Raw genomic sequence first — 24156 nt, forward strand, 5'->3', positions numbered from 1 at the left:
TTCGCCTAACCTGATGCGTGGAGTCGGAAGCCGCGCCGGTAGCCGGACGCCACCGGCTGTCCTGGGAGGTCCATCCGATGACATCCACTCCCGTAGAGCAGCTCGCCCAGGTTCTCGCCGACACCGAGCGGCTGGTCGCGGCCGTGCGGGACGAGCAGTGGGCGGATCCCACCCCGTGCACCGACTGGGACGTCCGCCGCCTCGTCAACCACCTGGTCGTCGGCAACCGCGCGTTCGCCTCCATCCTGCGCGGCCAGGAGCTGTCCCGCGAGGACGTGCGGCGCCTGCAGGCCGAGGACGCGCTCGGTGACAAGCCCGTCGCCGCCTACCGCGCCGCCGCCGACGCGCTGCTGGCCGCGCTCATCCAGCCGGGCGTGCTGGACAGGGTGGTCACGGTGCCCATCGGGCCGGCCCCCGGCATCGTGGCGCTGCACCTGCGCATGGTCGAGACGCTGGTCCACGGCTGGGACCTCGCGCGGGCGACGGGCCAGGAACCCCGCTTCCCCGACGACATCGTCGAGCGCGAGCTGGAGTTCACCCGCGACCAGCTCGCCGGCGTCCCCGCCGACCGGAGCCCCTTCGCGCCGCCCACCCCGGTGCCCGGCGACGCTCCGGCGATCGACCGGCTCGCGGCCTGCCTCGGCCGCCCCGCGACGGCCACAGCCGACTGAACGGCCGCGGGCAGGCGGTCTCAGACGGTTGAGGCCCGCACCCGGGCAGGCGGTCCAGGGCGGCTGGACGCGCTCACGCGAGCGGGCGGGCCGCCGGCAGGCGGAGGCGGTCGACCGCGTCGCGGCGGGTCTTCTCCGGACGGCGGTCGTAGCGGGCCGTGGTGGCGGGGGAGGAGTGGCCGACCAGGGCCTGGGCGGTGGCCAGGTCGACCCCGGCGTCCAGCAGCTCGCCGATGAAGGTGCGCCGGAAGTCGTGCGCGGTGCGGCGGGACGCGCCCGCCTCGGCCAGCCGCCGGGCCAGGATGTCGGCGATGCCCTGACCCGTCAGCCCGACGGGGCGGCCGTCGCGCCGGCGCAGCCGTCCGGCCCTGCTGATCGGGCTGAACAGCGCGCCCGGCTCGGCCCCGCGGACCGCCAGCCACCGCTCCACCAGCCCGATCGAGTCGGTGGTCAGGTACACCAGGCGTTCCTTGTCGCGCTTGCCGCGCACCCGCAGCGACCTGGCCCCCGGGTCGTAGTCGGACAGCGTGAGGCCGCCGATCTCGGCCCGCCTGCAGCCCGTGGAGTACAGGACGGCGATCAGCGCCGCGTCACGCACCCCGGCAGGGGAGTCGTCGCAGGCCGACAGGGCCGCGCCCACCACCTCCGGCGGGACGTGGTGCCCGGTGGGCAGGCGGCTCTGGCGCACCGGCGCGAGGTCGGAGGCGCGGGCGTAGTCCTCGGCGCTGGTCTGGCCGAGCCGCCAGGCCTCCTTCAGCACCCGGCGCAGCGCCACCAGGTGCTTGTTGACGTACGCCGCGGACCAGCCCTGGTCGGTGAGCATGGTCCGGATCCGCACCGTGTGCTCGTACCGCAGCAGGTGCCAGGGCTGACCGGCGCCGGTGGCCGCCTCGTCGCCGGTGAGCAGCTTGGCGAGTCTGTCGAGGCAGCCGCGCATGGTCCGGCGCGACTCGGGGCTGGTGAGCGAGTCGAGGTAGACGTGGTACGGGTCGCGCGCCGGCTCGACCGGCAGCGTGACCGGTTCCGTCACGGCAGGCAGGCTCACCCGGACGATCTTACGATCCGCGCGGCGCGCGGTCAGCCCAGCAGGGCCACCCCCTCCAGAAGACGGTCCACGTCCGAGCGGTCGTTGTAGTGGACGAGCCCCGCCCGCACCGCGCTGCCCGAGTCGCGGATGCCCAGCGCGGCCGTCAGCTCCCAGGCGTAGTTGTGCCCGTTCCACACGTTCACCCCGCGCGCGGCCAGGTGCTCGGCCACCTCGCGCGGCGGGTGACCCGCCACCGTGAAGTAGGCCGTCGCGGTGCGCCTGGCGGGCTTGCCGTAGAGGGTGACGTGCGGCATCGCCTGCAAACCCGCGATCATGACGGCGAACAGCTCCAGCTCGTGTGCCTCCGCCGCGGCCATCGAGGCCAGCAGCCGCTGCCTGCGCTCGCCCGTCCCCGGCAGCATCGCCGCCAGGTGGTCCACCGCGGCCGTCACCCCCGCCAGGTCGGCGAAGGCCGCCGTGCCCGTCTAGAACCGTTCCGGCACGGTGTCGGGCGAGGAGGCGAGCTTGTCCGGCCAGACCGTCTCCAGCAGGGCCGGATCGGCGACGACCGCGCCGACGTGCGGACCCGACCACTTGTAGGCGCTGGTGGCGTAGAAGTCGGCCCCCAGCGCCCGCATGTCCACGGGGCCGTGCGCGGTGGCGTGCACGCCGTCCACGTAGGTCAGCGCGCCCGCCTGGTGCGCGAGCGCGGTGATCGCGGCGACGTCCGGGCGGGTGCCGAGCACGTTGCTGGCCGCGCTCACCGCCACCAGCCGGGTCCGCTCGCCGATCAGGGACGCGTACTGCCCGACCGGCAGCTCGCCGGTCACCGGGTCCACGTCCGCCCAGCGGATCGTCGCCCCGGTCTGCACCCAAGGCCGGACGTTCGCGTCGTGGTCGAGCCGCGACAGCACGACCTCGTCGCCGGCGCTCCACTGCCTGGACAGCGCCCGCGACAGCCGGTAGGTGAGGGTGGTCATGTTCGGGCCCAGGATCACGCCGTCCGGGTGCCCGCCGACCAGGTCCGCCACGGCCGCGCGGCAGGCCGCCACGATGGCGTCCGAGCGGTGGCCGGCGGGGAAGGCGCCGCCGACGTTGCCGATTCCGGCGCTGTAGGCGTCCGCGATGGCGTCGATGACGGACTCGGGCGTCTGGGTTCCGGCGGCGCCGTCGAGGTAGGCGTGGCCGTCGGCCAGCGCCGGATAAGCAGTTCGTACCGATTGGAGGGGGAAGTGCATGATGTGTAGATGCTCAGCCTGAGAGACCTCAACCGGGCCACGCTGGCCCGCCAGCACCTCCTGCACCGGCACAAGGGCGACCCGGCCGACGTGGTCAGCCGCCTGGCCGGGTTGCAGGCGCAGGAGCCGCGCCCGCCGTACCTGGGCGTGTGGGCCCGGCTGGAGGGGTTCTCGCGCGACGACCTGCACGCGGCGCTGCACGCGCGCACGATGGTGCGCGCCACCCTGTACCGGGGCACCCTGCACATGGTGACGGCCGAGGACTTCGCCGCCTTCCGCCCGCTGATGCGGCCGATGCTGGCCGCCGCGGCGCGCCGCTTCGACGAGCTGGACTTCGAGGCCGTGGTGGCCGCCGCCGACCGGCTGCTGGCGGAGGGGCCGCACACCTTCAACGAGCTGCGCCCCCGCCTCCAGCGGGAGTTCCCCGACGCCTACGACCGGGCGCTCGGCTACGCGGTCCGCATGCTCACCCCGCTGGTCATGGTGCCGACCGAGGACCGCTGGAGCTTCCCCCGCGAGTCCGCCTTCGCCCTGCCCGGCCTCGACCTCGACCCGCGTCCGAGCCTGGAGGGGCTCGTCGAGCGGTACCTGGCCGCGTTCGGCCCGGCCACCGCGGCCGACGTGCAGGCCTGGTCCGGGCTGAGGGGCCTCAAACCCGTCCTGGACGGCATGCGCGACCGCCTCGTGACCGTCGCCGACGAGGCGGGCAGGGAGCTGCTCGACCTGCCGGACGCACCCAGGCCGGACGGCGACGAGCCCGCCCCCGTCAGGTTCCTGCCCGACTTCGACACGCTCGTCCTCGGCCACGCCGACCGCCGCAGAATCCTGGCCGACGAGCACCGCGGCGCGGTCGTCACCAAGAACCTGCGCGTCCGGGCCACCTACCTGGTCGACGGCTTCGTGGCCGGAACGTGGCAGATCAAGCGCACGGCGAAGAAGGCCACCCTGCTCCTCACCCCCTTCACCCCCGTCGCGCCGGACGAGCTGGAAGAGGAGGGCATGGCCCTGCTGGCCTTCGCCGAGCCCGACGCGCCGGGCCGTACCCTTGAAGTGGTGGCCTGAGTCTGGTTTGTTCGGGGCGGAGGTGTGAGCAAATGCCGCAGCTGACCGCCCTGGACGCGCAGTTCCTCCACTTCGAGACGGCGACCAACATCGCCAACATCGCCGGCCTGGCGATCTTGGAGGGGGATCTCAACCGCGCCGACCTGCAGGCCCTGCTGGAACAGCGGCTCCCGTACGTGCCCGCGCTGCGCCGCAAGCTCGCCCCGGTGCCGCTCGGCCTCGACCACCCGTACTGGGAGCAGGAGGACGACCTCGACCTCGACTACCACGTCCGCGAGATCGGCCTGCCGCCGCCCGGTGACGACCACCAGCTCGCCGAGCAGGTCTCCCGGCTGCACGCCCGCCGCGTCGACCGGTCCCACCCGCTGTGGGAGATCTACCTGATCCACGGCCTGTCCGGCGGGCGCATGGGCCTCTACACCAAGATCCACCACGCGGCCGTCGACGGGATCGGGGGCGCCGACGTGCTGGCCGCGCTGCTCGACACCGGCCCCACACCCGCCCCGCCGCCGACGGAGGAGCCGGAGCACGACGCGCCCCCGCCCGGCAGGGTGGAGATGCTGGCCCGCGGCCTGGCCAGAATGGCGGGCAATCCGGCCCAGGCGCTGCGGTTCGCCGCCAAGGCCATGCCGCACCTGGACGAGATCCCCGTCGTGTCCTGGGTCCCCGGCAGCGGCGTCGTGGCCGGGCTGGCCCGCAGGGTCGCCGGGTCGGGGCGGGCGCCCGACCTGCCGGCGCTGGCCGCCCCGCGCACGCCGTTCAGCGGCCCGATCTCCGCGCACCGCCGCTTCGCGTTCGTCTCGCTGCCGCTGGACGAGATCAAGCGGGTCCGCAAGGGCTTCGGCGTGACCGTCAACGACGTGGTCATGGCCGTGTGCGCGGGAGCGCTGCGACGCTGGCTCGCCGCGCACGGCGGCGTCCCGCACCAGCCGCTGGTCGCCGGGGTGCCGTTCTCGCTGCGCGCCGTGGGGGAGGACGGCCCCGGCAACCAGGTGGCCTTCATGACGGCGCCGCTCGCCGTCCACGTGGACGACCCCGTAGAGCGGCTGCACCAGGTGCGGGAGGCGATGCAGCGGATCAAGGACAGGTTCGCGCTGGCCCCGGCGCGGTGGCTGCGCGAGTTCAGCGAGTCCATGCCCGCCGCCCTGATGGGACTGGCGTCCAGGTCGGCGTTCGGGCTGGTCGGGCAGACCGCGCCGCCCATCAACGTGGCCGTCTCCAACGTGCCGGGCCCGCAGTTCCCGCTGTACGTGTGCGGCGCGCGGCTGCTGACCCACTACCCGGTCTCGGTGATCACGGACGTCAGCGGCGGGGTGAACATCACCGCCTTTTCCTACGACGGCTCGCTCGACATCGGCGTGGTCACCGACAGGAAGATGGTGCCCGACGCGTGGGAGCTCGCCCGAAACCTGCGGGAGGCCCTCGACGACCTGCTCGTCGCGGAAGAGAACTTGCCGCAATAAGGGCGTAGCCTGCCGACGACCCACACGGCAGGCAGGTCGTGCCCGGCACCCGGCCCTGGCCGACGACCGCCGGTGGCTGTGGCCCCTGATGCAGGCCCCGCTCAGCAGGGGCAGGCACCTTTTTCGCGACGTTCCTCGTCGACGGAAACTGTCGGTGGCATGTGGCACCTTGAGGATGGCGCACTGGACATCCGGCCCTTCCCTTCGGGGCCACTGATCGGGGGCTGCAGGAGGCTACGCACCGCCCAGCGTTGGGTAGCTTGGTCAGAGACGGCTTACCCGGTCCCGCCACACCCGTGCCCCCAAGCCCAAGGTGCCGATGCTCAGACGCCCGAACTTTTCGCGAGTTCCCGGGTTGGCTCCTACCCGAGTGAGGAGAGTGCTCAGTTGTCGCACGTAGCAGAGGTTCTCGAACTGGACGACAGCGTCGCCGACGGTGGGGTGGCCCTCGGCGCCGACTCGGTGAAGACGTATCTGAAGGAGATCGGGCGGGTCCCGCTGCTCACCGCCGAGCAGGAGATCGAGCTGGCCAAGCGCATCGAGGCGGGCCTGTTCGCCAGGGCGCGCCTCGAGACGGAGGGCGACCTGCCCGGCGAGCTGCGCGCCGACCTGGAGTGGATCGCCGACGACGGGGTGCGCGCCAAGGAGCGCATGCTGGAGGCCAACCTGCGGCTGGTGGTGTCGATCGCCAAGCGCTACACCGGCCGCGGCATGCTCTTCCTCGACCTGATCCAGGAAGGCAACCTGGGCCTGATCCGCACCATTGAGAAGTTCGACTACCGGCTCGGGTACAAGTTCTCCACCTACGCCACCTGGTGGATCAAGCAGGCCATCACCCGGGCCATGGCCGACCAGGCCCGCACGATCCGCATCCCCGTCCACATGGTCGAGATGATCAACAAGGTGGTGCGCACGCAGCGCCGCCTGCAGGGCGACCTCGGGCGCGAGCCGACCCCGGAGGAGATCGCCGCCGAGACCGAGCTGCCGGTCGACAAGGTCATCGAGGTGCAGGGCTACGGCCGCGAGCCGATCTCCCTGCACACCCCGCTCGGGGAGGAGGGCGACAGCGAGTTCGGCGACCTCATCGAGGACACCGAGGCCGTGTCCCCGGCCGACGCGGTCTCCTTCACGCTGCTCCAGCAGCAACTGCGCGCCCTGCTCGACGACCTCACCGAGCGCGAGGCCGGCGTCATCACGATGCGGTACGGCCTGAGCGACGGCAAGCCGATGACCCTCGACGAGATCGGCCGCGTCTACGGCGTCACCCGTGAGCGCATCCGCCAGATCGAGGCCAAGACGATGTCCAAGCTCCGCCACCCGTCGAGGGCCCTGACCCTGCGCGACTACCTGAGCTGACCGCCCGCCCTGCCCGGCATCCCTGCCGGGCAGCTGTGCGTCCGGATATTTGACCGCTCGTTCTAGATTGCTCTAGGCTCCTGGGTGTGGCAAGGAGCAAGGAGTTCGACCCCGACGCGGCGCTCGACAGGGCGCTTGAGCTGTTCTGGGAGCGCGGCTACGAGGCGACGTCCATGGCCGACCTGGTGGCACACCTGGGCATCGGCCGGGCCAGCCTGTACGCGACGTTCGGCGGCAAGCACGAGCTGTACCTGCGTGCCCTGCGGCGCTACCTCGACGGGCGCGGGCCCATCGAGCTGCTCTCCCAGCCGGGGCCCGCGCTGCCCGCGGTGCGTGCCCTGGTCGAGAGCTACACCGAGGAGGCGATCGCCGACCAGCGCGGTTGCATGATCGTCAATGCGGCTGGCGAGCTGCTGCCGCGCGACCACACGGTGGCGCGGTTCGTCGAGAACAACTGGGCGGAGCTGGAGGGCGCGCTGACGTCGGCGCTGATCAGGGCGCGGGCGCTCGGCGAGCTCGACGGCGACCCCCGTCAGCTGGCCCGGTTCGTGCTCGTCTTCCTGCAGGGGCTGCGCCTGATGGCCAAGGGCTCCCCCGACCCCACCAGGCTCCGGGACGCCACCTGTCAAGCCTTGAGGCTGCTCGTCTGAGCCGCCCCTTTTTCGTCGTCTAATACTGGAATGAGCGTTCTTGAAATGACGAACAACTTCACCGGCAGGATCGCCCTGGTCACGGGCGGCGGCTCCGGCATCGGGCGCGCCGTGGCGCGCGGCTTCGCCCGCGAAGGCGCGACCGTGATCGTGGCGGGCCGCGGTCGCGGCCCGCTGGAGGAGACGGTCACGCTGATCGAGGCCGAGGACGGTCGCGCCGAAGCGATCACCGTGGACGTCACCGACACCGCCGACGTGGCGCGCCTCGTCCAGCGGATCGTCGACCGGCACGGCCGCCTGGACATCGCCGTCAACAACGCGGGGACGTTCACCTTCGGCGAGGTCGCGGACCTGCCTGAGAGCGAGTGGACCCGGGTGTTCGAGGTGAACACGACAGGGGTCTTCCTGGCCATGAAGCACCAGATCGCCGCCATGCGCCAGGCGGGCGGCGGGGTCATCGTCAACGTCAGCTCCAACGTCGGCACGCACAAGCGCGTCCCCGGACTGGGCGCGTACGCCGCGTCCAAGGCGGCGGTCACCGCGCTGAGCCGCACGGCCGCGCTCGAGTGCGTCGGCGACGGCATCCGCGTCAACACCGTCAGTCCCGGCCCGCACGACACGCCGATGTCGCTGCGTTCCGGCGAGAGCGAGGCCGAGCGTGCCGTCCGCATGAAGGAGCAGAACCCGGCGGGGCGGGTCGGCAGTCTCGACGAGATCACCAGCGCCGTCCTCTGGCTCGCCTCCGACGGGGCCGGCTACGCCGTCGGCCAGGACCTCGTCCTCGACGGCGGAGCCTCCGCCTGACCGCGCCGGACGGTCCTGAATCTAGATGCCGACCGTCCGGAATGCCTCTAAGGTGCACGCGTGAGAGATGTTCGGCTTCTGCCCAAGGCGCACCTGCACGTCCACCTGGAGAGCACCGTGCGGCCCGGCACCCAGCGCGAGCTGGGCGGGCCACCGGAGCGGCAGGGGACGTTCGCCACCTTCCGCGAGTTCGCCGACCACCGCGCGCTCGTGCGCGGGCTGCTGCGCACCCGCGAGCACTTCCGACAGGTGGCGCTGGAGTTCTGCGAGGACGAGGCGGCCCAGGGCACCCGGTACGCGGAGGTCATGTTCACCGCCGCCTCGCACGGCGAGCGGCTCGGCGACATGGAGATGCCGCTCGAAGGGGTGCTGGAGGGGCTGGCCGAGGGGGCCGAACGGTACGGGATCGAGTGCCGGGTGCTGCTGGACCACTCGCGGCGGCGTCCCGTCGAACGGCTGTGGGAGACCTTCAAGCTCGCCACCCGCCACGACGAGGTGATCGGGATCGGGCTGGCGGGCGACGAGAGCTACCCGCTGGCGCCGTTCGCCGAGGTGCTGGAGACCGCCAGGGACACCGGGCTGCACCTGGTGCACCACGCCGGCGAGGCCGCCGGACCCGACAGCATCCGCGAAGCCATCACCGTCGGGCACACCGAACGCCTCGGGCACGGCATCCGCGTCCTGGACGACCCCGACCTGGTCGCCGAGGTGCGGGAGCGCGGCATCCCGCTGGAGGTCTGCCCCACCTCGAACGTCCTGCTCAGCCTCGTCCCGTCGCTGGCGGAGCACCCGCTGCCGCTGCTGCGCGCGTCCGGGCTGGCCGTCACCCTCAACACGGACGGCGAGACGGCGCTCGCGGACGAGTACGCGCGGGTTCGCGAGGTGTTCGGCTACGACGACACGGCCCTCGCCGAACTGGCCACGGCCTCGATCGACGCGTCGTTCGCCGCACCGCACCTGAAGGCGGCCCTGCGCGCCGACGTGGCCCGGTGGCTCACCCAGTGACGGGGAACCACCTGGGTGCTGATCGTGGTGCTCGCCGGCGCAGCCGCTGGTTCAGGCGCGGAGGCGGGTGATCGGGTCAGCCGGTGAGGGCGGCGGTCAGTTCGTCCCTGCCGCTGGCGCCGGTTTTGCGGAACACCGCCTTGAGGTGGTCGTTGACCGTGTGCACCGACAGCTCCAGGCGGCGGGCGACCTGTTTGGGGGCCGCTCCGGCGCACAGCAGCTCGACGACGCGGCGTTCGCGGGGCGTGATGCCGTACCAGTCGCAGAACGACGGCAGCAGCAGCGCGCCCGTCGCCGCCTGGATGACGACGGCCACGTCTCCGGTGCCGTCGGCGTCGAGCGGCTGGCCCTCGATCGCCATCCATCTGCCGAACCCCGCCGCCGGCGCGCAGATCAGCGGACGCCAGGCGCGCGGGTCGCGCGTGTGCAGCCGCGTGTCGATCGACAGTCCGATCATGAACAGGTCGGCGACCTCGTCGGTCATGCTCGATCGTCCGGGGGTCCGCATCTGCTCCAGCCAGGCGTGCGCCTGCGGGGTGATCGCCCGGGACGTGTGGTCGGCGCCGATGACGATCGTCCCGGCGGGCATGGCGGGCACCGAAGGGGCCAGCGGACCCGCCCTGACGTAGGTCCGCAACGTCATCAGCAGCGCCGGGACCAGCCGCATCGCCCGGCGCGTGTCGTCGACGTCGAACGGCCTGCCGCCTTCCGTCCTGAGCAGCCCGAGGACGCCCCATACGCCGTGCGAGTCGCGCAGGAGCAGCCGCAGCTCGCAACCCACCCCGTGCGCGGCCAGTAACTCCCGCGCCCCGCCCTCGCCCGTCACACAGCCCCGCGCGCCACCCACTGGGTCACCCACTGGGCCGACCACGGCGACGGGCACCGGCAGCCGGGCGAGCACCTCCGGGCTGCACGGATCGCCGTTCCGGTAGCGGTGCAGGACGAGCGCGCCGATCAGGTCGGGCTCGTAGCGATGCCAGAAGCTGAACGACCCCTGACCGAGCCCCGTGGCCGGGCTGGTGCCCACCAGCCGCAGCGCGTCGTGCCCCACGTGCGGACGGATCGCCCGGGAGATCACCTCGCCCAGCTCGTCCGGGCCGGCGCCGTGCGCGACAGCCGCGCACAGCTCACGAGCCAGCCGGTCCTGCGGAGACATCACGCGGCCAGACCAGCACGACCGGACACGCCCGCACAATACGTGCGAGTAACCGATCGAGCACGGTAAGTAAAGTAAAGCGCCGCCGTCAGCCGTCGAGGCTCGCACTCGCCCGGATCGGCGAGGGCTAGGCGTGCGCGCCCACGGTGACGGTGCCGATCGTGAGCCGTGGCCTGCCCTCCAGGATCATCCCGACGCGCTCCACCTGCTCGTCCAGTTCGCGAAGCTGGGCGGCGGTGAGGTCGCGCAGCGGCTCGACGGTGACCTCGATCTTCGTACCCGAGCGGCGCTGATGCCAGACCCCGGCCACGACGCCGTCCACGAGCAGCACGGGATAGTTGCCCGCCTGGCCGCCCGCCAGCGCCCGCCGGGCGGCCGCGCCGGGGTAGAGCCGCTCGCGCGGCCGGCCCGCGACGACGTAGGCGTCGAAGTACGGCAGCAGCCGCACACCCCTCGGTGGTTCCTGCGGGAACGCGGTGTCGCCCGCCACCACCCAGGCGGGCTCGCCCTCGAACAGCACCTCCTCCAGGGCGGCCGCCTCGAAGAGCTCCCTGCCGAAGCTGACGGGCACGCCCAGCCACTGGGCGAAGTGCTCGGGCGTCGCGGGCCCGTACGCCGTCAGGTACCGCCGGACGAGCTCGTCCCGGCTGCCCGCCGGCGGGAGGCCGGGCGGCGGGCTCGTGTAGGTGACCTTGCGCCCCCGGTTCCTGCCGAACACGAACGCGCCCCGGTGCGCCGCCGTGGCGTGCGCCGTCCGCCAGCGCGGCCACATGCCCTGGAAGGCGGGCATGACCAGGTCTCCCGCCCACGGCCCGGTGGCGGCGATGACGGCGTCGCTCAGCTCGTCGATCGTCAGCTCCACTCCGTCGACCACCTTGCGGATCGCCTCGACCACCTCGTCCGTCTGGTCGGGCGTCATCCGGACGGACGGGGAGGAGGCCACCGGCGTGGCCTGCACGGACGACAGCACGTCCACCCACATCGGCAGGTCGCGGGTGGGCAGCAGGTGCACGGTGCCGCGCGGTCCGTGCGTCTTGACGAGCGTGCGCTCGTTCCACAGCGCCTCGCGCACGTGCGTCCTGGTGACGCCGCCGAGGCGGAGTCCGACCGACAGCTCGGCCGCCGACAGCACCTGCGCGTGCGCGCCGCACATGGCCGCCACGACGCCGGCGGGACTGCTCTGCTCGGAGGGGATGTCCAGAGCCTGCCGCTCCAGCCGCCTCGCGCTGACTTGGGACCACGTCACTTCGATCATGTCGGCAGCCTAGGGGTATCGCGGAAAGGTTGCTTCCGCGATGGCGCCGCTTCGCTGATGGGAGCCGCCGGCCGCGTCACCCGTCCCCGCTGAGCTGCGACAATAGGGAGGCTTGGCACGTCGGGACGCCGCCACCGGCTCCGACCCGGACAGGACTACAAGGGGCCATCGTGAAGTACATGTTGCTGATCTACAGCAACCCCAGCTCCAAGCAGGTCGTCGCCGACACCGTGGACGAGGTGATGGACGAGGTCGACGCGCTGATGAAGGAGCTGTCGGAGTCCGGAGAGCTGATCGGCGGCCAGGCGCTGGCCGAGCCCGCCGACTCAAGGACGGTCCGGGTGCGCGACGGCGTCCCCGCCGTCACCGACGGGCCGTTCCTGGAGGCCAAGGAGTACCTGGCCGGGTACCTGATCGTCGAGTGCGACAGCCTCGAGCGGGCCACCGACATCGCCGCACGCTGGCCCGACGCGAGGCTGTGCGCGATGGAGGTGCGGCCGATCATCGACGAGGTCGCGGAGTGACCGCCGTCGAGGAGCTGCTGCGCGAGCTGACGCCGCAGGTCCTCGGCGTGCTCGTGCGCCGCTACGGCCAGTTCGACGCCTGCGAGGACGCCGTGCAGGAGGCCCTGCTCGACGCGGCGGTGCAGTGGCCGAAGCAGGGCGTGCCCGACAACCCGCGCGCCTGGCTGATCACGGTCGCCGGGCGGCGGATGACCGACCAGGTGCGCAGCGAGCACGCCCGGCGGCGCAGAGAGGAGACGGTCGCCGCCCAGGAGCCCGCCGACGCGTTCGTCTCGCCCGCGCCGGGCGACGAGCGGCTGCCCGACCAGGACGACACGCTGACGCTGCTCTTCCTGTGCTGCCACCCGTCACTGTCGCAGGCCTCGCAGCTCGCGCTGACGCTGCGGGCCGTCGGCGGGCTGACGACGGCGCAGATCGCCAGCGCGTTCCTGGTGCCGGAGGCGACCATGGCGCAGCGCATCAGCCGCGCCAAGCAGCGCGTCAAGGCGACCGGCGTGCCGTTCCGGCTGCCGCCGGAGCCGGAACGGGCCGACCGGCTGCGCGTGGTCCTGCACGTGCTCTACCTGATCTTCAACGAGGGCTACACCGCCACCTCGGGCCCCGACCTGCACAGGGCCGAGCTGACCCAGGAGGCGATCAGGCTGACCAGGGCGGTGCGGCGGCTGCTGCCGGATGACGGGGAGGTCGCGGGCCTGCTGGCGCTCATGCTGCTCACGGAGGCGCGCCGCCCTGCGCGCACGGACGGGGAGGGGCGGCTGATCCCGCTCGACGAGCAGGATCGCGGGCTGTGGAACGGTCAGGCCATCGCGGAGGGCGTCGCGCTGGTGACGGAGTCGCTGTCGCGCACCGTGCTGGGCCCGTACCAGCTGCAGGCGGCGATCGCGGCCGTGCACGACGAGGCGCCGACGGCGGCCGACACCGACTGGCGCCAGATCCTGGCGCTCTACGAGGTGCTGGCGGGGCTCGACGACAATCCGGTCGTCAGGCTGAATCAGGCGGTGGCCTCGGCCATGGTGCACGGGCCGCGCGCCGGGCTCGACCTGCTCGACAAGCTCGCCACCGACGAGCGGATCTCCGGGCACCACCGGCTGGCGTCGGTGCGCGCGCACCTGCTGGAGAGGGCCGGTGATCTGGACGCCGCCGCGGCGGGCTACCGTGAGGCGGCACGCCGCACCACGAGCCTGCCGGAACAGCGCTACCTGGAGACCCGAGCGGCCAGACTTTCTTGACAGGTATTTTTTTCGGTGAGATCGTTGCGGGATGCATGATGTGGCGGTGATTGAGGACCCCGCGGCAGCGGAGGCGTCGCTCGACCCGATGCGGTCGAGGCTGCTGGCCGAGCTGGTGCAGCCGGGCTCGGCCACCACGCTGGCCGCCAAGGTCGGCCTGGCCAGGCAGAAGGTGAACTACCACCTGCGCACGCTGGAGAAGTACGGCCTGGTGGAGCTGGTCGAGGAGCGCAAGAAGGGCAACGTCACCGAGCGGGTGATGCAGGCCACGGCCGCGTCCTTCGTGATCTCCCCGGTCGCGCTCGACGCCGTCGCTCCCGACCCCGGCCGCTCGCCAGACCGGCTGTCGGCGGGCTGGCTGCTCGCGCTGGCCGCCCAGCTCGTGCGCGACGTCGGGGCGCTGATCACCGGCGCCGCCAAGGCCCGCAAGCGGGTGGCGACGTTCGCCATCACCGGCGAGGTCCGCTTCGCCTCGGCCGCCGACCGCGCGGCGTTCGCCGAGGAGCTGGCCGACGCCGTCACCAGGCTGGTCAGCAAGTACCACGACGAGGACGCCGAGGGCGGGCGCGATCACCGGGTGATCGTCGCCGTGCACCCGGCGGTGAAGAAGGAGCACTGAGCGTGGGCCACGAGTTCGAGCTTCCGCAGGAGGCCACCGTCGAGGCGACCCCCGAGGAGGTGTGGGAGGCCATCTCCACCGGTCCGGGCATCGACTCGTGGTTCATGGGCCGCAACGAGGTGGCCGACGGCGTGGTCCGCACGGTCTTCGGGGGGTTTGCCCTTCCGGAGTCCACGGTCACCGCGTCCGAACCCGGGGGGCGCTTCGCGCACACCAGCGGCAGGGCCGACGACGGCCGGTTCGTCGCCTACGAGTTCCTCGTCGAGGGCCGCGGCCGGGGCAGCACCGTGTTGCGCATGGTGACCAGCGGCTTCCTGCCGGGCGACGACTGGGAGACCGAGTACGAGGCCATGTCCAACGGTCTGGCGATGTTCTTCGCCACGCTGGTGGAGTACCTGACGCACTTCGCCGGACGGGTCGCGACCCCCGTCACCGAGTTCTCGCCCAAGATCGAGGACTGGCCGGACGCCTGGCGCAGGCTCCGCGGGGAGCTTGGGCAGCCGTCCGAGGGCGACCGGGTGCGCTTCGCCCCCGCCGGGCTGGCGCCCATCGAGGGCGTGGTGTACTTCACCAACGCCCAGGCGCTCGGCGTCCGCACGGCGGACGCGCTCTACCGGTTCCTGCAGGGGCGCGACGGCTCGATGGTCGCCGCGCACCACCTCTTCTCCGGTGGCGGCTTCTCCGGTGGCGGCGACCAGGGCCGGGCCTGGCGCGCCTGGCTCGACCAGGTCTTCGGCTGACCCATTCCGCACATTACGGATGACTGCAATCGGGTAGAGCCGGGAAGAGGCAGGTGCAGCGGGGGGACAGATGGTGCAGTTCGTGCGGACGTCGTGCCTGGAGATCGGCTACGAGGAGTGGGGGCCGCCCGACGGGCCGGTGGTGACGCTGGCGCACGGCTGGCCGGACGACGTCCACTGCTGGAAGGAGATCGTCCCCGAGCTGGTCGGGATGGGCTGCCGGGTGCTGGCACCGTACCTGCGCGGGTTCGGGCCGACGGCGTTCCTGAAGGACGACCGGATGCGGAGCGGGCAGGTCGCCGCGCTCGGCCGCGACCTGGCCGAGTTCGCCGAGGGGCTCGACCTGCGCGACGTGGTGGTGGCCGGGCACGACTGGGGCGCCCGCGCGGGCTACGTGGCCGGCGCGCTCTTCCCCGGACGGCTGCGCGGCCTCGTCGCGATGTCCGCCGGGTACGCCGGGCCCGACCCGAAGATCTCCCTCGACGTGGCCCGCGCCTCCTGGTACGAGTGGCTGGCCGCCACCCGGCGCGGACGCGACACCTACGAGCAGAACCGCAGGGACGTCTGCCGATACCTCTGGCAGACCTGGTCACCCGGCTGGCGCTTCCCCGAGGCCGACTTCCGGGAGAGCGCGACGGCCTGGGACAACCCCGACTGGCACGCCGTCACCGTGCACGCCTACCTGCACCGCTGGGGCGACGCGGAAGGCGACCCGGCCTACCGCGAGCTGGAGGAGAAACTGGCGAGCCAGCCGCCGGTCACCGTCCCGGCGATCGTGCTGCACGGTGAGGAGGACGCCGGGAGCCTGCCCGAGACGTCCGAGGGCGAGGAGCATCTGTTCGCCGCCGGGTACGAGCGCCGTGTCCTGTCGGGCATCGGGCACGCCGTGCCCAGGGAGGATCCCGGCGCGGTGGTGGAGGCCACGCTGCGCCTGGTCGGCTGACCCGCGGGCTCAGAGCCGGGTGGCCACCTCGCGCAGGCGGGACGAGGCGTCGGGCGTGACCGGATCGCCGTGGCCGACGCACACCATCGACAGGTCCAGCTCAGACAGCCGCCGGAACGAGCCGGCCGCCGCCGCCGGGTCGGAGTTGAAGACGCCCAGCATGGTGTTGCCGTTGACGTTGGCGACGGTGTCGCCGGCGAACAGCAGGCGGTGGGCCGGAAGGTGGATGGCGATGCTGCCGTCGGTGTGGCCGGGGATGGCGATCACCTCGGCTCCGCCGCCGAAGTCGAGGACGTCGCCGTCGGCCAGCTCCTGGTCGACGCGGGCCGGGGTGGGCGGGGGCATGGGCGGCAGGTTCTCGTAGAGGGTCCGCTCCCAGTCGGGCATGCCGGCCAGGAGGGGGAGTTGCTGGGAGGTCTCGCCACGGACGACGGGGGCGTCGGCCCCATGGACCATGATCGTCGCGTTGGCGGCGATCTCGGAGAGCGCGCCCCAGTGGTCGTAGTGGCCGTGGGTCACGATCACCTGGCGCAGATCGCCGAGCGTGCGGCCGAGCGTCTCGATGGCGCCTCTGATGTCGTCGCCGGAGCCGGGGGTGCCGGTGTCGATCAACGTCAGGGCGTCGCGCTCGCGCCACAGGTAGGCGTTGCCGGTGCCGAGGCGCAGCTGGTGGAGGGTCGGCAGTAGCTCGACGAGGTCCATGGGCGGCAAGTTACGCCACGGCCGTGCCCGCTGGCAGGGCTTTCGCCACGGGCCTAGCGGGACTTCTCCCACCGCGACTCCCTAAACGTCCTTATACCTCCTTGGATAGGGTAGGTTAGAGGAAGTTATGTGACAGTACGCCGTCGAGCAGGGTCCTCCGCCTCGTCGACGCGCTGGTCAGGGAGCAGCCGCCCGACGGTGACCGTCATGGAATCCCTCAAGGAGAAGACTCATGCTTGATCACGTCCTCGTCTGCGAACCCGGCGGGCAGCGGCTGCGCACCGACCGCGACGCCCTCGACCTGATCGGCGAGGCCATGGGGCGGCACGCCCGCTGGGTGGCGGTCCCCGCCGAGCGGCTGCACGACGACTTCTGGCGGCTGAGCACCCGGGTGGCGGGCGAGATCGTGCAGAAGTTCGCCACGTACCGGCTCGGCCTGGCCATCGTGGGGGACGTCTCGGAGCACGTCGCGGCGAGTGAGTCGTTCCGCGCGTGGGTCCTCGAGGCCGACCGCGGCCGGCAGACCTGGTTCGTGGCCGATCTCGAGGAGCTGGAGCGGCGGCTGTCAGCCGGGGAAGGTGCCGCTGGTCACGTTGACGAAGGTGCCGGTGATGGCGGCGGCGTGGTCGGAGGCCAGGAACGCGGCCGTGGCCGCGACCTGCGGCAGCGTGGGTGACCTGCGGGTCATCCGCATGCTGTCGAGCTGCGCGATCAGCCCCTGGAGCGCGGCTTCGTCCAAGACCATCTCGCTGTTCACGGCGGCGAGCTTCTCCGGCGCCAACGACTCCGGCACCCCGGCCGTGTAGATGCCCAGCACCCGCACCCCCTGCGGGCCGATCTCCATCGCCAGATTGCGGACGAAGCTGTCGAGCGCCCCGTCGGCCGGGCCGGTACCGCCCATCATCGGGCTGGCGTGGGCGGACCCGCTGTCGAGCGCCAGGATGACGCCCGAGCCCTGCTGGATCATCTGCCGGGCGGCGGCCCTCGCGGTGACGAAGTTCGCGGTGAGGCCCGTCGTGACCGGCCGGAGCAGGTCGGCCACCGTCATCTCGACCAGCGGGATTCCCTGGACGTCGCCCCTCGTCACGAGGTTGAACGAGACGTCGATGCTGCCGGCCTGGGCGACCACGGCCCTCGCGTGTTCGTCCACGGCCTGCTCGTCGAGGGCGTCGAGGACGGCGACCTCCGCCCGGCCGCCTGCCTCGGTGATCTCCTTGGCCACCCGTTCGAGGCTGTCGCGGGTCCGTCCGGCGAGGAAGACCGTGGCGCCCTCCTCGGCGAAGGTCTTCGCGATGCCGCCGCCCAGCGAGCCCCCGGCGCCGTAGATGATCGCGTTCTTGTTCTCGAGCAACATGGTCGTTCTCCTGGTATCGATGGCGTGTCGTGGTGCGTTTTCATCAACGCGTCGCTTCGGGAGCGTGCGGATCGACACGTGCGGCGGAAGTTTTTTCACCGATTCCCAGGGGAGGGTCCGCAGCCACCGCGCCAGGCGGCGGTCAGTGGCTGTGCCAGGTGGCGGCCGGTGGCTGTGCGAGGTGGTGGTCAGCGGTTGTGCCAGGCGGTGGCGACTCGCTGGGCCGCGTCGTCGGCCTGGCGGAGGCCGGCCTGGTAGGACGGGTGCCAGGCCGACAGGTCGTGCGGGTCCAGGCCGAAGACGGATTGGGCGGCCTTGTCCGCGGTGATCGTGACGATGGTGCCCGCGAGGTCCCGGTCGAGGGGGCCGGACTGGTGCAGGTGGGCCAGCGGTTCGACGGCGACCAGGACGTCCGCGCCCGCGGCCAGATCGGCGTTGAGGCCGGCGCGGAGGAAACCGTCCATGTACCGGCGGCCGTTGATGGTGATCGGTGGGAAGACCGCCGGCATCGCGGTGCTGGCCGCCACGGCGGCCGCCAGCGGGGCGCCGCTCCGGGCGTCCCAGACCTCGGGGTCGCCGGACACGGTGTCAACGGCAGGGATCAGCAGTCTTCCGTCCGGCCACGCCGACGTGGTGACCAGGCGGCCCATCCGGGCGAGGTGCGCCTCCTCGGGGCCGGTGGCCGCGTCGAGCGCGAGCCGACCGACGCGGCGGCGGATGTCCGCGGGCGACAGCGTGGCGTCGCCGAGCGTCTCGAACACCTGCCCCAGCCGGACGTGGTCCACCAGCGGAGCCCTCGCGTCGGGGCCGCCCCGAGAACCGTCCAGGACGGCGTCGCCAGCGGTCGCCCCGGTGCCGCCCGCCCCGGTGCCGCCCGCCCCGGTGCCGCCTGGGCCGGTGGCGCCCGCCCCCGTGCGTCCCGCGCCGGTGGCTGCCGCGTGAGAGCCGCTGGCGGTGGGAGCGGCTCCGTTGGGGGCGCCCCGGTTGGTGGGGCTCGGGTTGGTGGGGGCCGGGTTGCTGCGGGAGGCGGCGAGGCGGTCGAGGTCTTCGCCGGTGGCGAGCATCGCGCCGATGATCGCCCCCGCCGAGGTGCCGACGATCAGGTCGGCCTCCGCCAGGTTCACGCCGTGGCGGCGCAGGCCGTTGGCCAGGCCGGCCATCCACGCCGTCCCCACGACCCCTCCGGGCCCCAGGACCAGTGCCCTGCTCACAGTGAGTCTCCCTTCCTCGGTCCGCCGCCGAGTCTGGCACCTCAACCGAAGTAGAGGTCAAGCGCCCGTCGGGGCCCGCCTGCCCCAGGGTGACGCCGTGGCAGGCGAGGTCCTCCGCTCGTCGGAGATGTCGAGCCCGGGGAGCTTCAGACGTCCAGCAGGGAGTGGGCGCGGGGGGTGCGCACGTACAGCATGGTCCGGCCGACGCGGTGTTTGGCGACCAGGCCGGCCGCGAGCAGCAGCGACAGCTGTTCGGAGACGTTCGCGGGCGACAGGCCGGTGCGGCGGGACAGGTCGGTGGTGGAGGCCGGCGCCTCGAGCTCCCTGAGCAGCAGCGCGCGCGAGCGGCCGATGACCGCCGCCAGCGCGTCGGGTGCCGGCGCCGTGCCGCGTTCCCACAGGGTGGCGACGGCGCGCACCGGATAGGTGACGATGGGCTGGCCGGGGGAGTCGGTGCGGTAGAAGATCCCGGGCCAGACGAAGACGGACGGCACCAGCAGCAGCCCCTCGCCCGCCAGCACCCGGGACATCGACTCGGGACGCTGCTCCAGGCAGAGGTTGTGGCCGTCCCAGCGGACGGCCGGGTGCATGTCCGCGAACAGCCCCGCCGCGCCGTGCTCGGCGAACTGCCGGGTGCGGTAGAGCAGGTCGCCTTCGAGCAGGCTGCGCATGCGCGGCCAGTGCGGCGCGATCGCGACCTGCCAGTACGCCTCGATCGTGCGTGCCAGCCGGTCCAGCGCCGGGGCCGGGTTCCGGTACAGCTCGCTGGCCGAGCCCGCCGGCGGGCCCGAGGTGGGCCGGCTGGTCATGCGGTCGAGATCGCCGCGGACGACCTCGTCGGGGGTGGCGCGCAGGGCTGCCAGCTCGACGGCCAGGTCCGGGACGGGCGTGGCCGGGATCGGGACCAGGAAGTCGGGGATGTAGTCGCCGCCGGGGACGAGGTCGAGCAGCGGGCTCAGCTCGCTGCCGAGCAGCGGGCGTACCTGCTTGAACCACGGCAGATGCAGCGCCCGCCCCGCAGGGGTCCGCAGCGCGTGGACGCTGGCGGTGACTTCTCTGAGCGGGGAGAAGGCGAACCTGATGGAGGTCAGGTCGTAGGCGGAGAACGCCAGCGTGAGCATGCGCCTCCCTCGGATTCGGCTGCGGCCGAATGTATCGCAGGCCGGTGCGGGCCGCCCGTGCGCTGTACGATGTGCGGCATTTGATCATGCCTGGATCGGGGAGGGAACGATGGCGGATCTGAGCCTGCTGTGCGTGCACGCGCACCCTGACGACGAGGCGATCTGGACGGGCGGCGCCCTGGCCCGCTACGCCGACGCCGGCGCCAGGACGGCGGTCGTCACCTGTACCTGGGCGGAGGGCACACGCAGGGCCGAGGAGCTGGAGCGCTCGCTGGCCATCCTCGGCGCGGGCGCCCCCCGGCTGCTGGGCTACGCCGAGGCCAACGGCACCGAGTCCGCGCCGGGCGCCCCCCGCCTCCTCGACGCGCCGTTCGACGAGGCGGTGGGGCGGCTGGTCGGGCACATCAGGGAGTTCCGCCCCGACGTGGTGGTCACCTATGACGCGTACGGCGGCTACGGCCACCCGGACCACCTGCACGTGCACCGCCTGACGCTGGCCGCCGTCGAGGCGGCCGGCTACGACCAGCTCTACGACGGCGACCCGTGGCGGCCCCGCGCCCTGGCCATGGCGACCGTGCCGCGCTCCTTCGTCACGGAGATCTGGGAGGAGCTGTTCGGCGTCGCCCCGACGGGGACGCTCCCGGGCGTCCCCGACGACCAGATCGACACCACGCTGGACGTCAAGCCGTGGGCCGACCGCAAGTGGGCCGCGCTCCTGGCCCACGAGTCGGAGATCGAGCGCGGCTCCACCATGACGATGCTGGCGGCCCTCCCGCAGGCCCAGCGCGACCGGATGCTGACCACCGAGTGGTACATCCGCCGCGACACCGCCCCCGCCGGCCCACGGGACGCCTTCTGAACCCTCAGGCCCGCACGTACTCGCGCAGGTGCTGGGCGGTGAGCGTGTCGCCGTGGGTGACGAGGTCGGCGGGCGTCCCGGTGAAGACGATCTGGCCGCCGTCGTGGCCGGCTCCGGGGCCGAGGTCGACGATCCAGTCGGCGTGCGCCATCACGGCCTGGTGGTGTTCGATGACGACGACCGTGTTGCCGTCGTCCACGAGCCGGTCGAGCAGGGCGAGCAGCTGGTCCACGTCGGCGAGGTGCAGGCCGGTGGTCGGCTCGTCCAGGACGTAGATCGCGGCCTTCTCGGCCATGTGGATGGCCAGCTTGAGCCGCTGCCGCTCGCCGCCCGACAGGGTGGTGAGCGGCTGGCCCAGCCCGAGGTAGCCGAGGCCGACGTCGGCGAGCCTGTCGAGGACGGCCCTGGCCGGGCCGCTGGTGAAGAAGTCGCGCGCCTCCGACACCGACATGGCCAGCACCTCGCTGATGTCCTTGCCGCGCAGCTTGTAGGTGAGCACCTCGGGGGTGAACCGCTTGCCCTCGCACTGCTCGCACACCGACGCCACCCCGGCCATCATCGCCAGGTCGGTGTAGACCAGGCCGATGCCCTTGCAGTTCGGGCAGGCGCCTTCGGAGTTGGCGCTGAACAGGGCGGGCTTGACGCCGTTGGCCTTGGCGAAGGCCGTCCGGACCGGGTCGAGCAGGCCGGTGTAGGTGGCCGGGTTGCTGCGGCGCGACCCGCGGATCGCCGACTGGTCGACCACCACCACGCCGTCGCGGCGGGGGAGCGAGCCGTGGATCAGCGAGCTCTTGCCCGATCCCGCGACGCCGGTGACCACGGTCAGCACGCCCAGCGGGAGGTCGACGCTGACGTTCTTGAGGTTGTTCGCGGTCGCCCCGGTGATCGAGAGCTGCCCCGTCGGGCGGCGGGCCGTCTCGCGCAGGCGGGCGCGGTGGTCGAGGTGGCGGCCCGTCAGCGTGCTCGAGGCGCGCAGCCCGGCCACGTCGCCGGTGTAGCAGATCTGGCCGCCGGCGGTGCCCGCACCCGGGCCGAGGTCCACCACGTGGTCGGCGATCTCGATCGTCTCCGGCTTGTGCTCGACGACCAGGACCGTGTTGCCCTTGTCGCGCAGGCGGAGCAGCAGGTCGTTCATCCGGCGGATGTCGTGCGGGTGCAGGCCGACCGTCGGCTCGTCGAAGACGTAGGTGACGTCCGTCAGGCTGGACCCCAGGTGGCGGACCATCTTGACCCGCTGGGCCTCGCCGCCCGACAGGGTGGCCGACTCGCGGTCCAGGCTCAGGTAGCCCAGGCCGATCTCCACCAGCGAGTCGAGGGTGGCGCGCAGCGTGGCGACCAGCGGCGCCACCGACGGGTCGTCGATCTTCCTGACGAACTCGGCCAGGTCGCTGATCTGCATGGACGCGCAGTCGGCGATGTTCCGCCCGTCGATCTTGGACGACAGCGCGGCCTGGTTGAGCCTGGCGCCCCCGCATGTCCGGCAGGTGGTGAAGGTGACGGCGCGGTCGGCGAACGCCCTGATGTGGGACTGCATCGACTCGCGGTCCTTGGACAGGTAGACCCGCTGCACCTTGACCACCAGCCCCTCGTAGCTGGTGTTGATGCCGCTCTGCTTGATCTTGGTGGCGGGCTTGTAGAGGAAGTCGTCCCACTCGGCGGCGGTGAAGTCCTTCAGCTTGACGTCGGGGTCGTAGAGGCCGGACTCGGCCAGCACCTTCCAGTACCACGAGCCCACGGTGAAGCCGGGGACCGTGATCGCGCCCTCGTTGAGCGAGAGCTCGGTGTCGACCAGCTCGGCCACGTCCACGTCGGTCATCCGGCCGAGACCCTCGCAGGCCGGGCACATGCCCTCGGCGCTGTTGAAGCTGAAGGCGGTCGAGGTGCCGACGTGGGGGGTGCCGAGGCGGCTGAAGATGATGCGCAGCATCGTGTGCGCGTCGGTCGCGGTGCCGACCGTGGAACGCGAGTTGACGCCCATCCGCTCCTGGTCGACCACGATGGCGGCGCTCAGGTTGCGCAGGGCGTCGACGTCGGGACGGCCCAGGCTCGGCATGAACGACTGGATGAAGGCCGTGTAGGTCTCGTTGATCAGCCGCTGCGACTCGGCGGCGATGGTGCCGAAGACGAGCGACGACTTGCCCGACCCGGACACGCCGGTGAAGACCGTCAGGCGGCGCTTGGGGATGTCCAGCGAGACGTCCGCCAGGTTGTTCTCCCTGGCCCCACGGACCTCGATCACGTCGTGACTGTCGGCGATGTTGGGGTGCACTGATATCCTTACGGCATAAAGAGTCGGCTGGGCCACGTTATTTTATGGCATAAGGAGTTGCAAGTTGGTGGTTTTCGCCGCGCAGGGAGACGCCCGCCGGTCGATGGCCCTGCTGTGGCGCGCGGCCGGTTCGGGGAGCGTCCGCACGGGGCCCGGGCCCAAGCCCGCGCTCAGCATCGACATGATCGTCGACGCGGGCATCGCGATCGCCGACGCCGAGGGGATGGCGGCGTTGTCCATGCGCGCGGTGGGCGAGCGGCTCGGCCGAACCGCCATGGCCCTGTACACGTACGTGCCCAGCAAGAGCGAGCTGGTCGATCTCATGTACGACCAGGTGCTGATCGAGCTGCCGACCGGCTACGACCTGAGCCGGGGGTGGCGGGCGGCCGTCACCGCGTGGGCGCAGGACCACTGGGAGTTCTACGTCCGGCACCCGTGGGTGCTGCAGGTGTCGCAGGCCCGGCCGGTGCTCGGGCCCAACGACTACGCCCTCGTGGAGACGCTGCTGCGCATCCTGCGCGAAACCGGCCTGGTCCCCGGGGCGCTGCGACGGCTGACCGGCGCGCTGATCCAGTTCGTGCGCGGGCTGGCGCAGACGGCCGCCGAGTCCCGCCAGGCCCTGATCGAGACGGGCCGCTCCGACGAGGAGTGGTGGGAGGAGCGCGCGACCCTGCTGACGGAGGTCGCCCCCGACTTCTGCGAACGCTTCCCGCTGATCAACTGGCTGGCCGCGGAGGGCGCGTTCACCGTCGAGGACGGCGACGGCTCCTACATGGAACGGGAGGGCAGGGAGACCTTCCGGGCCGGCCTGACCGTCCTGCTCGACGGCGTGGAAGCGGCCGTGACGTCCCGACCGGCCGCGTAGCCGCTCCGACCACCCGCCGACGGGGCCGGTCAC

General features: G+C 72.4%; 22 protein-coding genes and 2 pseudogenes. 15 read left to right on the forward strand and 9 right to left on the reverse strand.

The genetic code is table 11. From position 1 onward, the window contains the following. Positions 1 to 77 precede the first annotated feature (77 nt). A complete protein-coding gene (locus tag ABT294_RS14545) occupies positions 78 to 671 on the forward strand; it encodes a TIGR03086 family metal-binding protein (protein ID WP_350806000.1) in 594 nt (197 codons plus the stop codon). 73 nt (positions 672 to 744) lie between these two features. Here ABT294_RS14545 and ABT294_RS14550 read toward each other — a convergent pair whose 3' ends face one another. Both ABT294_RS14550 and ABT294_RS14555 read right to left on the reverse strand, forming a co-directional pair. Further along, entirely contained in the window at positions 745 to 1716 is a 972-nt protein-coding gene (locus ABT294_RS14550; protein WP_350806001.1) for a tyrosine-type recombinase/integrase, read from the reverse strand. Between the two features lie 32 nt (positions 1717 to 1748). After that, a pseudogene (locus tag ABT294_RS14555) lies at positions 1749 to 2936 on the reverse strand (cysteine desulfurase-like protein). A gap of 9 nt (positions 2937 to 2945) precedes the next feature. Here ABT294_RS14555 and ABT294_RS14560 point away from each other — a divergent pair. The 6 genes and pseudogenes from ABT294_RS14560 to add all read left to right on the forward strand — a co-directional run bounded on the left by ABT294_RS14560 (position 2946) and on the right by add (position 9276). After that, positions 2946 to 3998 (forward strand): winged helix DNA-binding domain-containing protein, encoded by a 1053-nt coding sequence (locus tag ABT294_RS14560; protein ID WP_350806002.1) that lies wholly within the window; start codon positions 2946 to 2948, stop codon positions 3996 to 3998. A gap of 32 nt (positions 3999 to 4030) precedes the next feature. Continuing rightward, positions 4031 to 5461, forward strand: a complete 1431-nt coding sequence (locus ABT294_RS14565; protein ID WP_350806004.1) for a WS/DGAT/MGAT family O-acyltransferase — start codon at positions 4031 to 4033, stop codon at positions 5459 to 5461. A gap of 435 nt (positions 5462 to 5896) precedes the next feature. Continuing rightward, a pseudogene (locus ABT294_RS14570) lies at positions 5897 to 6817 on the forward strand (RNA polymerase sigma factor); the annotation flags it as partial. 86 nt (positions 6818 to 6903) lie between these two features. Next, positions 6904 to 7467, forward strand: a complete 564-nt coding sequence (locus ABT294_RS14575; protein WP_350806005.1) for a TetR/AcrR family transcriptional regulator — start codon at positions 6904 to 6906, stop codon at positions 7465 to 7467. A gap of 30 nt (positions 7468 to 7497) precedes the next feature. Beyond that, positions 7498 to 8271, forward strand: coding sequence for an SDR family NAD(P)-dependent oxidoreductase (locus ABT294_RS14580; RefSeq protein WP_350806007.1), 774 nt, complete (start codon positions 7498 to 7500; stop codon positions 8269 to 8271). 60 nt (positions 8272 to 8331) lie between these two features. Continuing rightward, entirely contained in the window at positions 8332 to 9276 is a 945-nt protein-coding gene (add, locus tag ABT294_RS14585) for an adenosine deaminase (protein ID WP_350806008.1), read from the forward strand. A 76-nt stretch (positions 9277 to 9352) separates the two neighbouring features. Here the strand turns inward: add and ABT294_RS14590 are convergent, their stop codons facing one another. Together ABT294_RS14590 and ABT294_RS14595 are read right to left on the reverse strand one after the other, a co-directional pair. After that, positions 9353 to 10432, reverse strand: coding sequence for a helix-turn-helix transcriptional regulator (locus tag ABT294_RS14590; RefSeq protein WP_350806203.1), 1080 nt, complete (start codon positions 10430 to 10432; stop codon positions 9353 to 9355). 127 nt (positions 10433 to 10559) lie between these two features. Beyond that, positions 10560 to 11687: a winged helix DNA-binding domain-containing protein gene (locus tag ABT294_RS14595; protein ID WP_350806009.1), complete on the reverse strand. Its 1128-nt coding sequence runs from the start codon at positions 11685 to 11687 to the stop codon at positions 10560 to 10562. Positions 11688 to 11866: 179 nt separating this feature from the next. On the opposite strand from ABT294_RS14595, the gene ABT294_RS14600 reads away from it, so the two are divergent. The 5 genes from ABT294_RS14600 to ABT294_RS14620 all read left to right on the forward strand — a co-directional run bounded on the left by ABT294_RS14600 (position 11867) and on the right by ABT294_RS14620 (position 15742). Further along, positions 11867 to 12211, forward strand: coding sequence for a YciI family protein (locus ABT294_RS14600; RefSeq protein WP_350806204.1), 345 nt, complete (start codon positions 11867 to 11869; stop codon positions 12209 to 12211). Then, positions 12208 to 13440 (forward strand): RNA polymerase sigma factor, encoded by a 1233-nt coding sequence (locus ABT294_RS14605; protein ID WP_350806010.1) that lies wholly within the window; start codon positions 12208 to 12210, stop codon positions 13438 to 13440. Before ABT294_RS14600 ends, ABT294_RS14605 begins: the two co-directional genes overlap by 4 nt. 46 nt (positions 13441 to 13486) lie before the next feature. After that, a complete protein-coding gene (locus tag ABT294_RS14610) occupies positions 13487 to 14059 on the forward strand; it encodes an ArsR/SmtB family transcription factor (protein ID WP_350806012.1) in 573 nt (190 codons plus the stop codon). Positions 14060 to 14061: 2 nt separating this feature from the next. Then, on the forward strand, positions 14062 to 14799 hold the full coding sequence (locus tag ABT294_RS14615; RefSeq protein ID WP_350806013.1) for an SRPBCC family protein: 738 nt from the start codon (positions 14062 to 14064) through the stop codon (positions 14797 to 14799). A gap of 70 nt (positions 14800 to 14869) precedes the next feature. After that, a complete protein-coding gene (locus ABT294_RS14620) occupies positions 14870 to 15742 on the forward strand; it encodes an alpha/beta fold hydrolase (RefSeq protein ID WP_350806014.1) in 873 nt (290 codons plus the stop codon). Positions 15743 to 15751: 9 nt separating this feature from the next. Here the strand turns inward: ABT294_RS14620 and ABT294_RS14625 are convergent, their stop codons facing one another. Continuing rightward, on the reverse strand, positions 15752 to 16444 hold the full coding sequence (locus ABT294_RS14625) for an MBL fold metallo-hydrolase (protein ID WP_350806016.1): 693 nt from the start codon (positions 16442 to 16444) through the stop codon (positions 15752 to 15754). A gap of 232 nt (positions 16445 to 16676) precedes the next feature. Between ABT294_RS14625 and ABT294_RS14630 the strand changes: the two genes are divergently transcribed. Beyond that, on the forward strand, positions 16677 to 17120 hold the full coding sequence (locus tag ABT294_RS14630; protein WP_350806017.1) for a DUF4180 domain-containing protein: 444 nt from the start codon (positions 16677 to 16679) through the stop codon (positions 17118 to 17120). Here ABT294_RS14630 and ABT294_RS14635 read toward each other — a convergent pair. The 3 genes from ABT294_RS14635 to ABT294_RS14645 all read right to left on the reverse strand — a co-directional run bounded on the left by ABT294_RS14635 (position 17010) and on the right by ABT294_RS14645 (position 20130). Then, positions 17010 to 17798 carry an SDR family NAD(P)-dependent oxidoreductase gene (locus ABT294_RS14635; protein ID WP_350806019.1) on the reverse strand — a complete coding sequence of 263 codons (789 nt, stop codon included), beginning with the start codon at positions 17796 to 17798 and terminating at the stop codon, positions 17010 to 17012. The two genes, ABT294_RS14630 and ABT294_RS14635, sit on opposite strands and share 111 nt — an antisense overlap. A gap of 188 nt (positions 17799 to 17986) precedes the next feature. After that, positions 17987 to 19009 carry a patatin-like phospholipase family protein gene (locus tag ABT294_RS14640; RefSeq protein ID WP_350806020.1) on the reverse strand — a complete coding sequence of 341 codons (1023 nt, stop codon included), beginning with the start codon at positions 19007 to 19009 and terminating at the stop codon, positions 17987 to 17989. 146 nt (positions 19010 to 19155) lie between these two features. After that, positions 19156 to 20130 (reverse strand): DUF5937 family protein, encoded by a 975-nt coding sequence (locus tag ABT294_RS14645; protein ID WP_350806021.1) that lies wholly within the window; start codon positions 20128 to 20130, stop codon positions 19156 to 19158. A gap of 109 nt (positions 20131 to 20239) precedes the next feature. Here ABT294_RS14645 and ABT294_RS14650 point away from each other — a divergent pair, with 109 nt between their 5' ends. After that, positions 20240 to 20989: a PIG-L family deacetylase gene (locus tag ABT294_RS14650; RefSeq protein ID WP_350806023.1), complete on the forward strand. Its 750-nt coding sequence runs from the start codon at positions 20240 to 20242 to the stop codon at positions 20987 to 20989. Positions 20990 to 20993: 4 nt separating this feature from the next. Here ABT294_RS14650 and ABT294_RS14655 read toward each other — a convergent pair whose 3' ends face one another. Continuing rightward, a complete protein-coding gene (locus ABT294_RS14655) occupies positions 20994 to 23264 on the reverse strand; it encodes an ATP-binding cassette domain-containing protein (protein ID WP_350806205.1) in 2271 nt (756 codons plus the stop codon). Positions 23265 to 23322: 58 nt separating this feature from the next. Here ABT294_RS14655 and ABT294_RS14660 point away from each other — a divergent pair, with 58 nt between their 5' ends. Then, positions 23323 to 24123 carry a TetR/AcrR family transcriptional regulator gene (locus ABT294_RS14660; RefSeq protein ID WP_350806024.1) on the forward strand — a complete coding sequence of 267 codons (801 nt, stop codon included), beginning with the start codon at positions 23323 to 23325 and terminating at the stop codon, positions 24121 to 24123. The last annotated feature ends 33 nt before the right edge of the window (positions 24124 to 24156 follow it).

Origin of the sequence: Nonomuraea sp. NPDC000554 (genome assembly GCF_040300065.1) — a bacterium.
Classification (GTDB): domain Bacteria; phylum Actinomycetota; class Actinomycetes; order Streptosporangiales; family Streptosporangiaceae; genus Nonomuraea.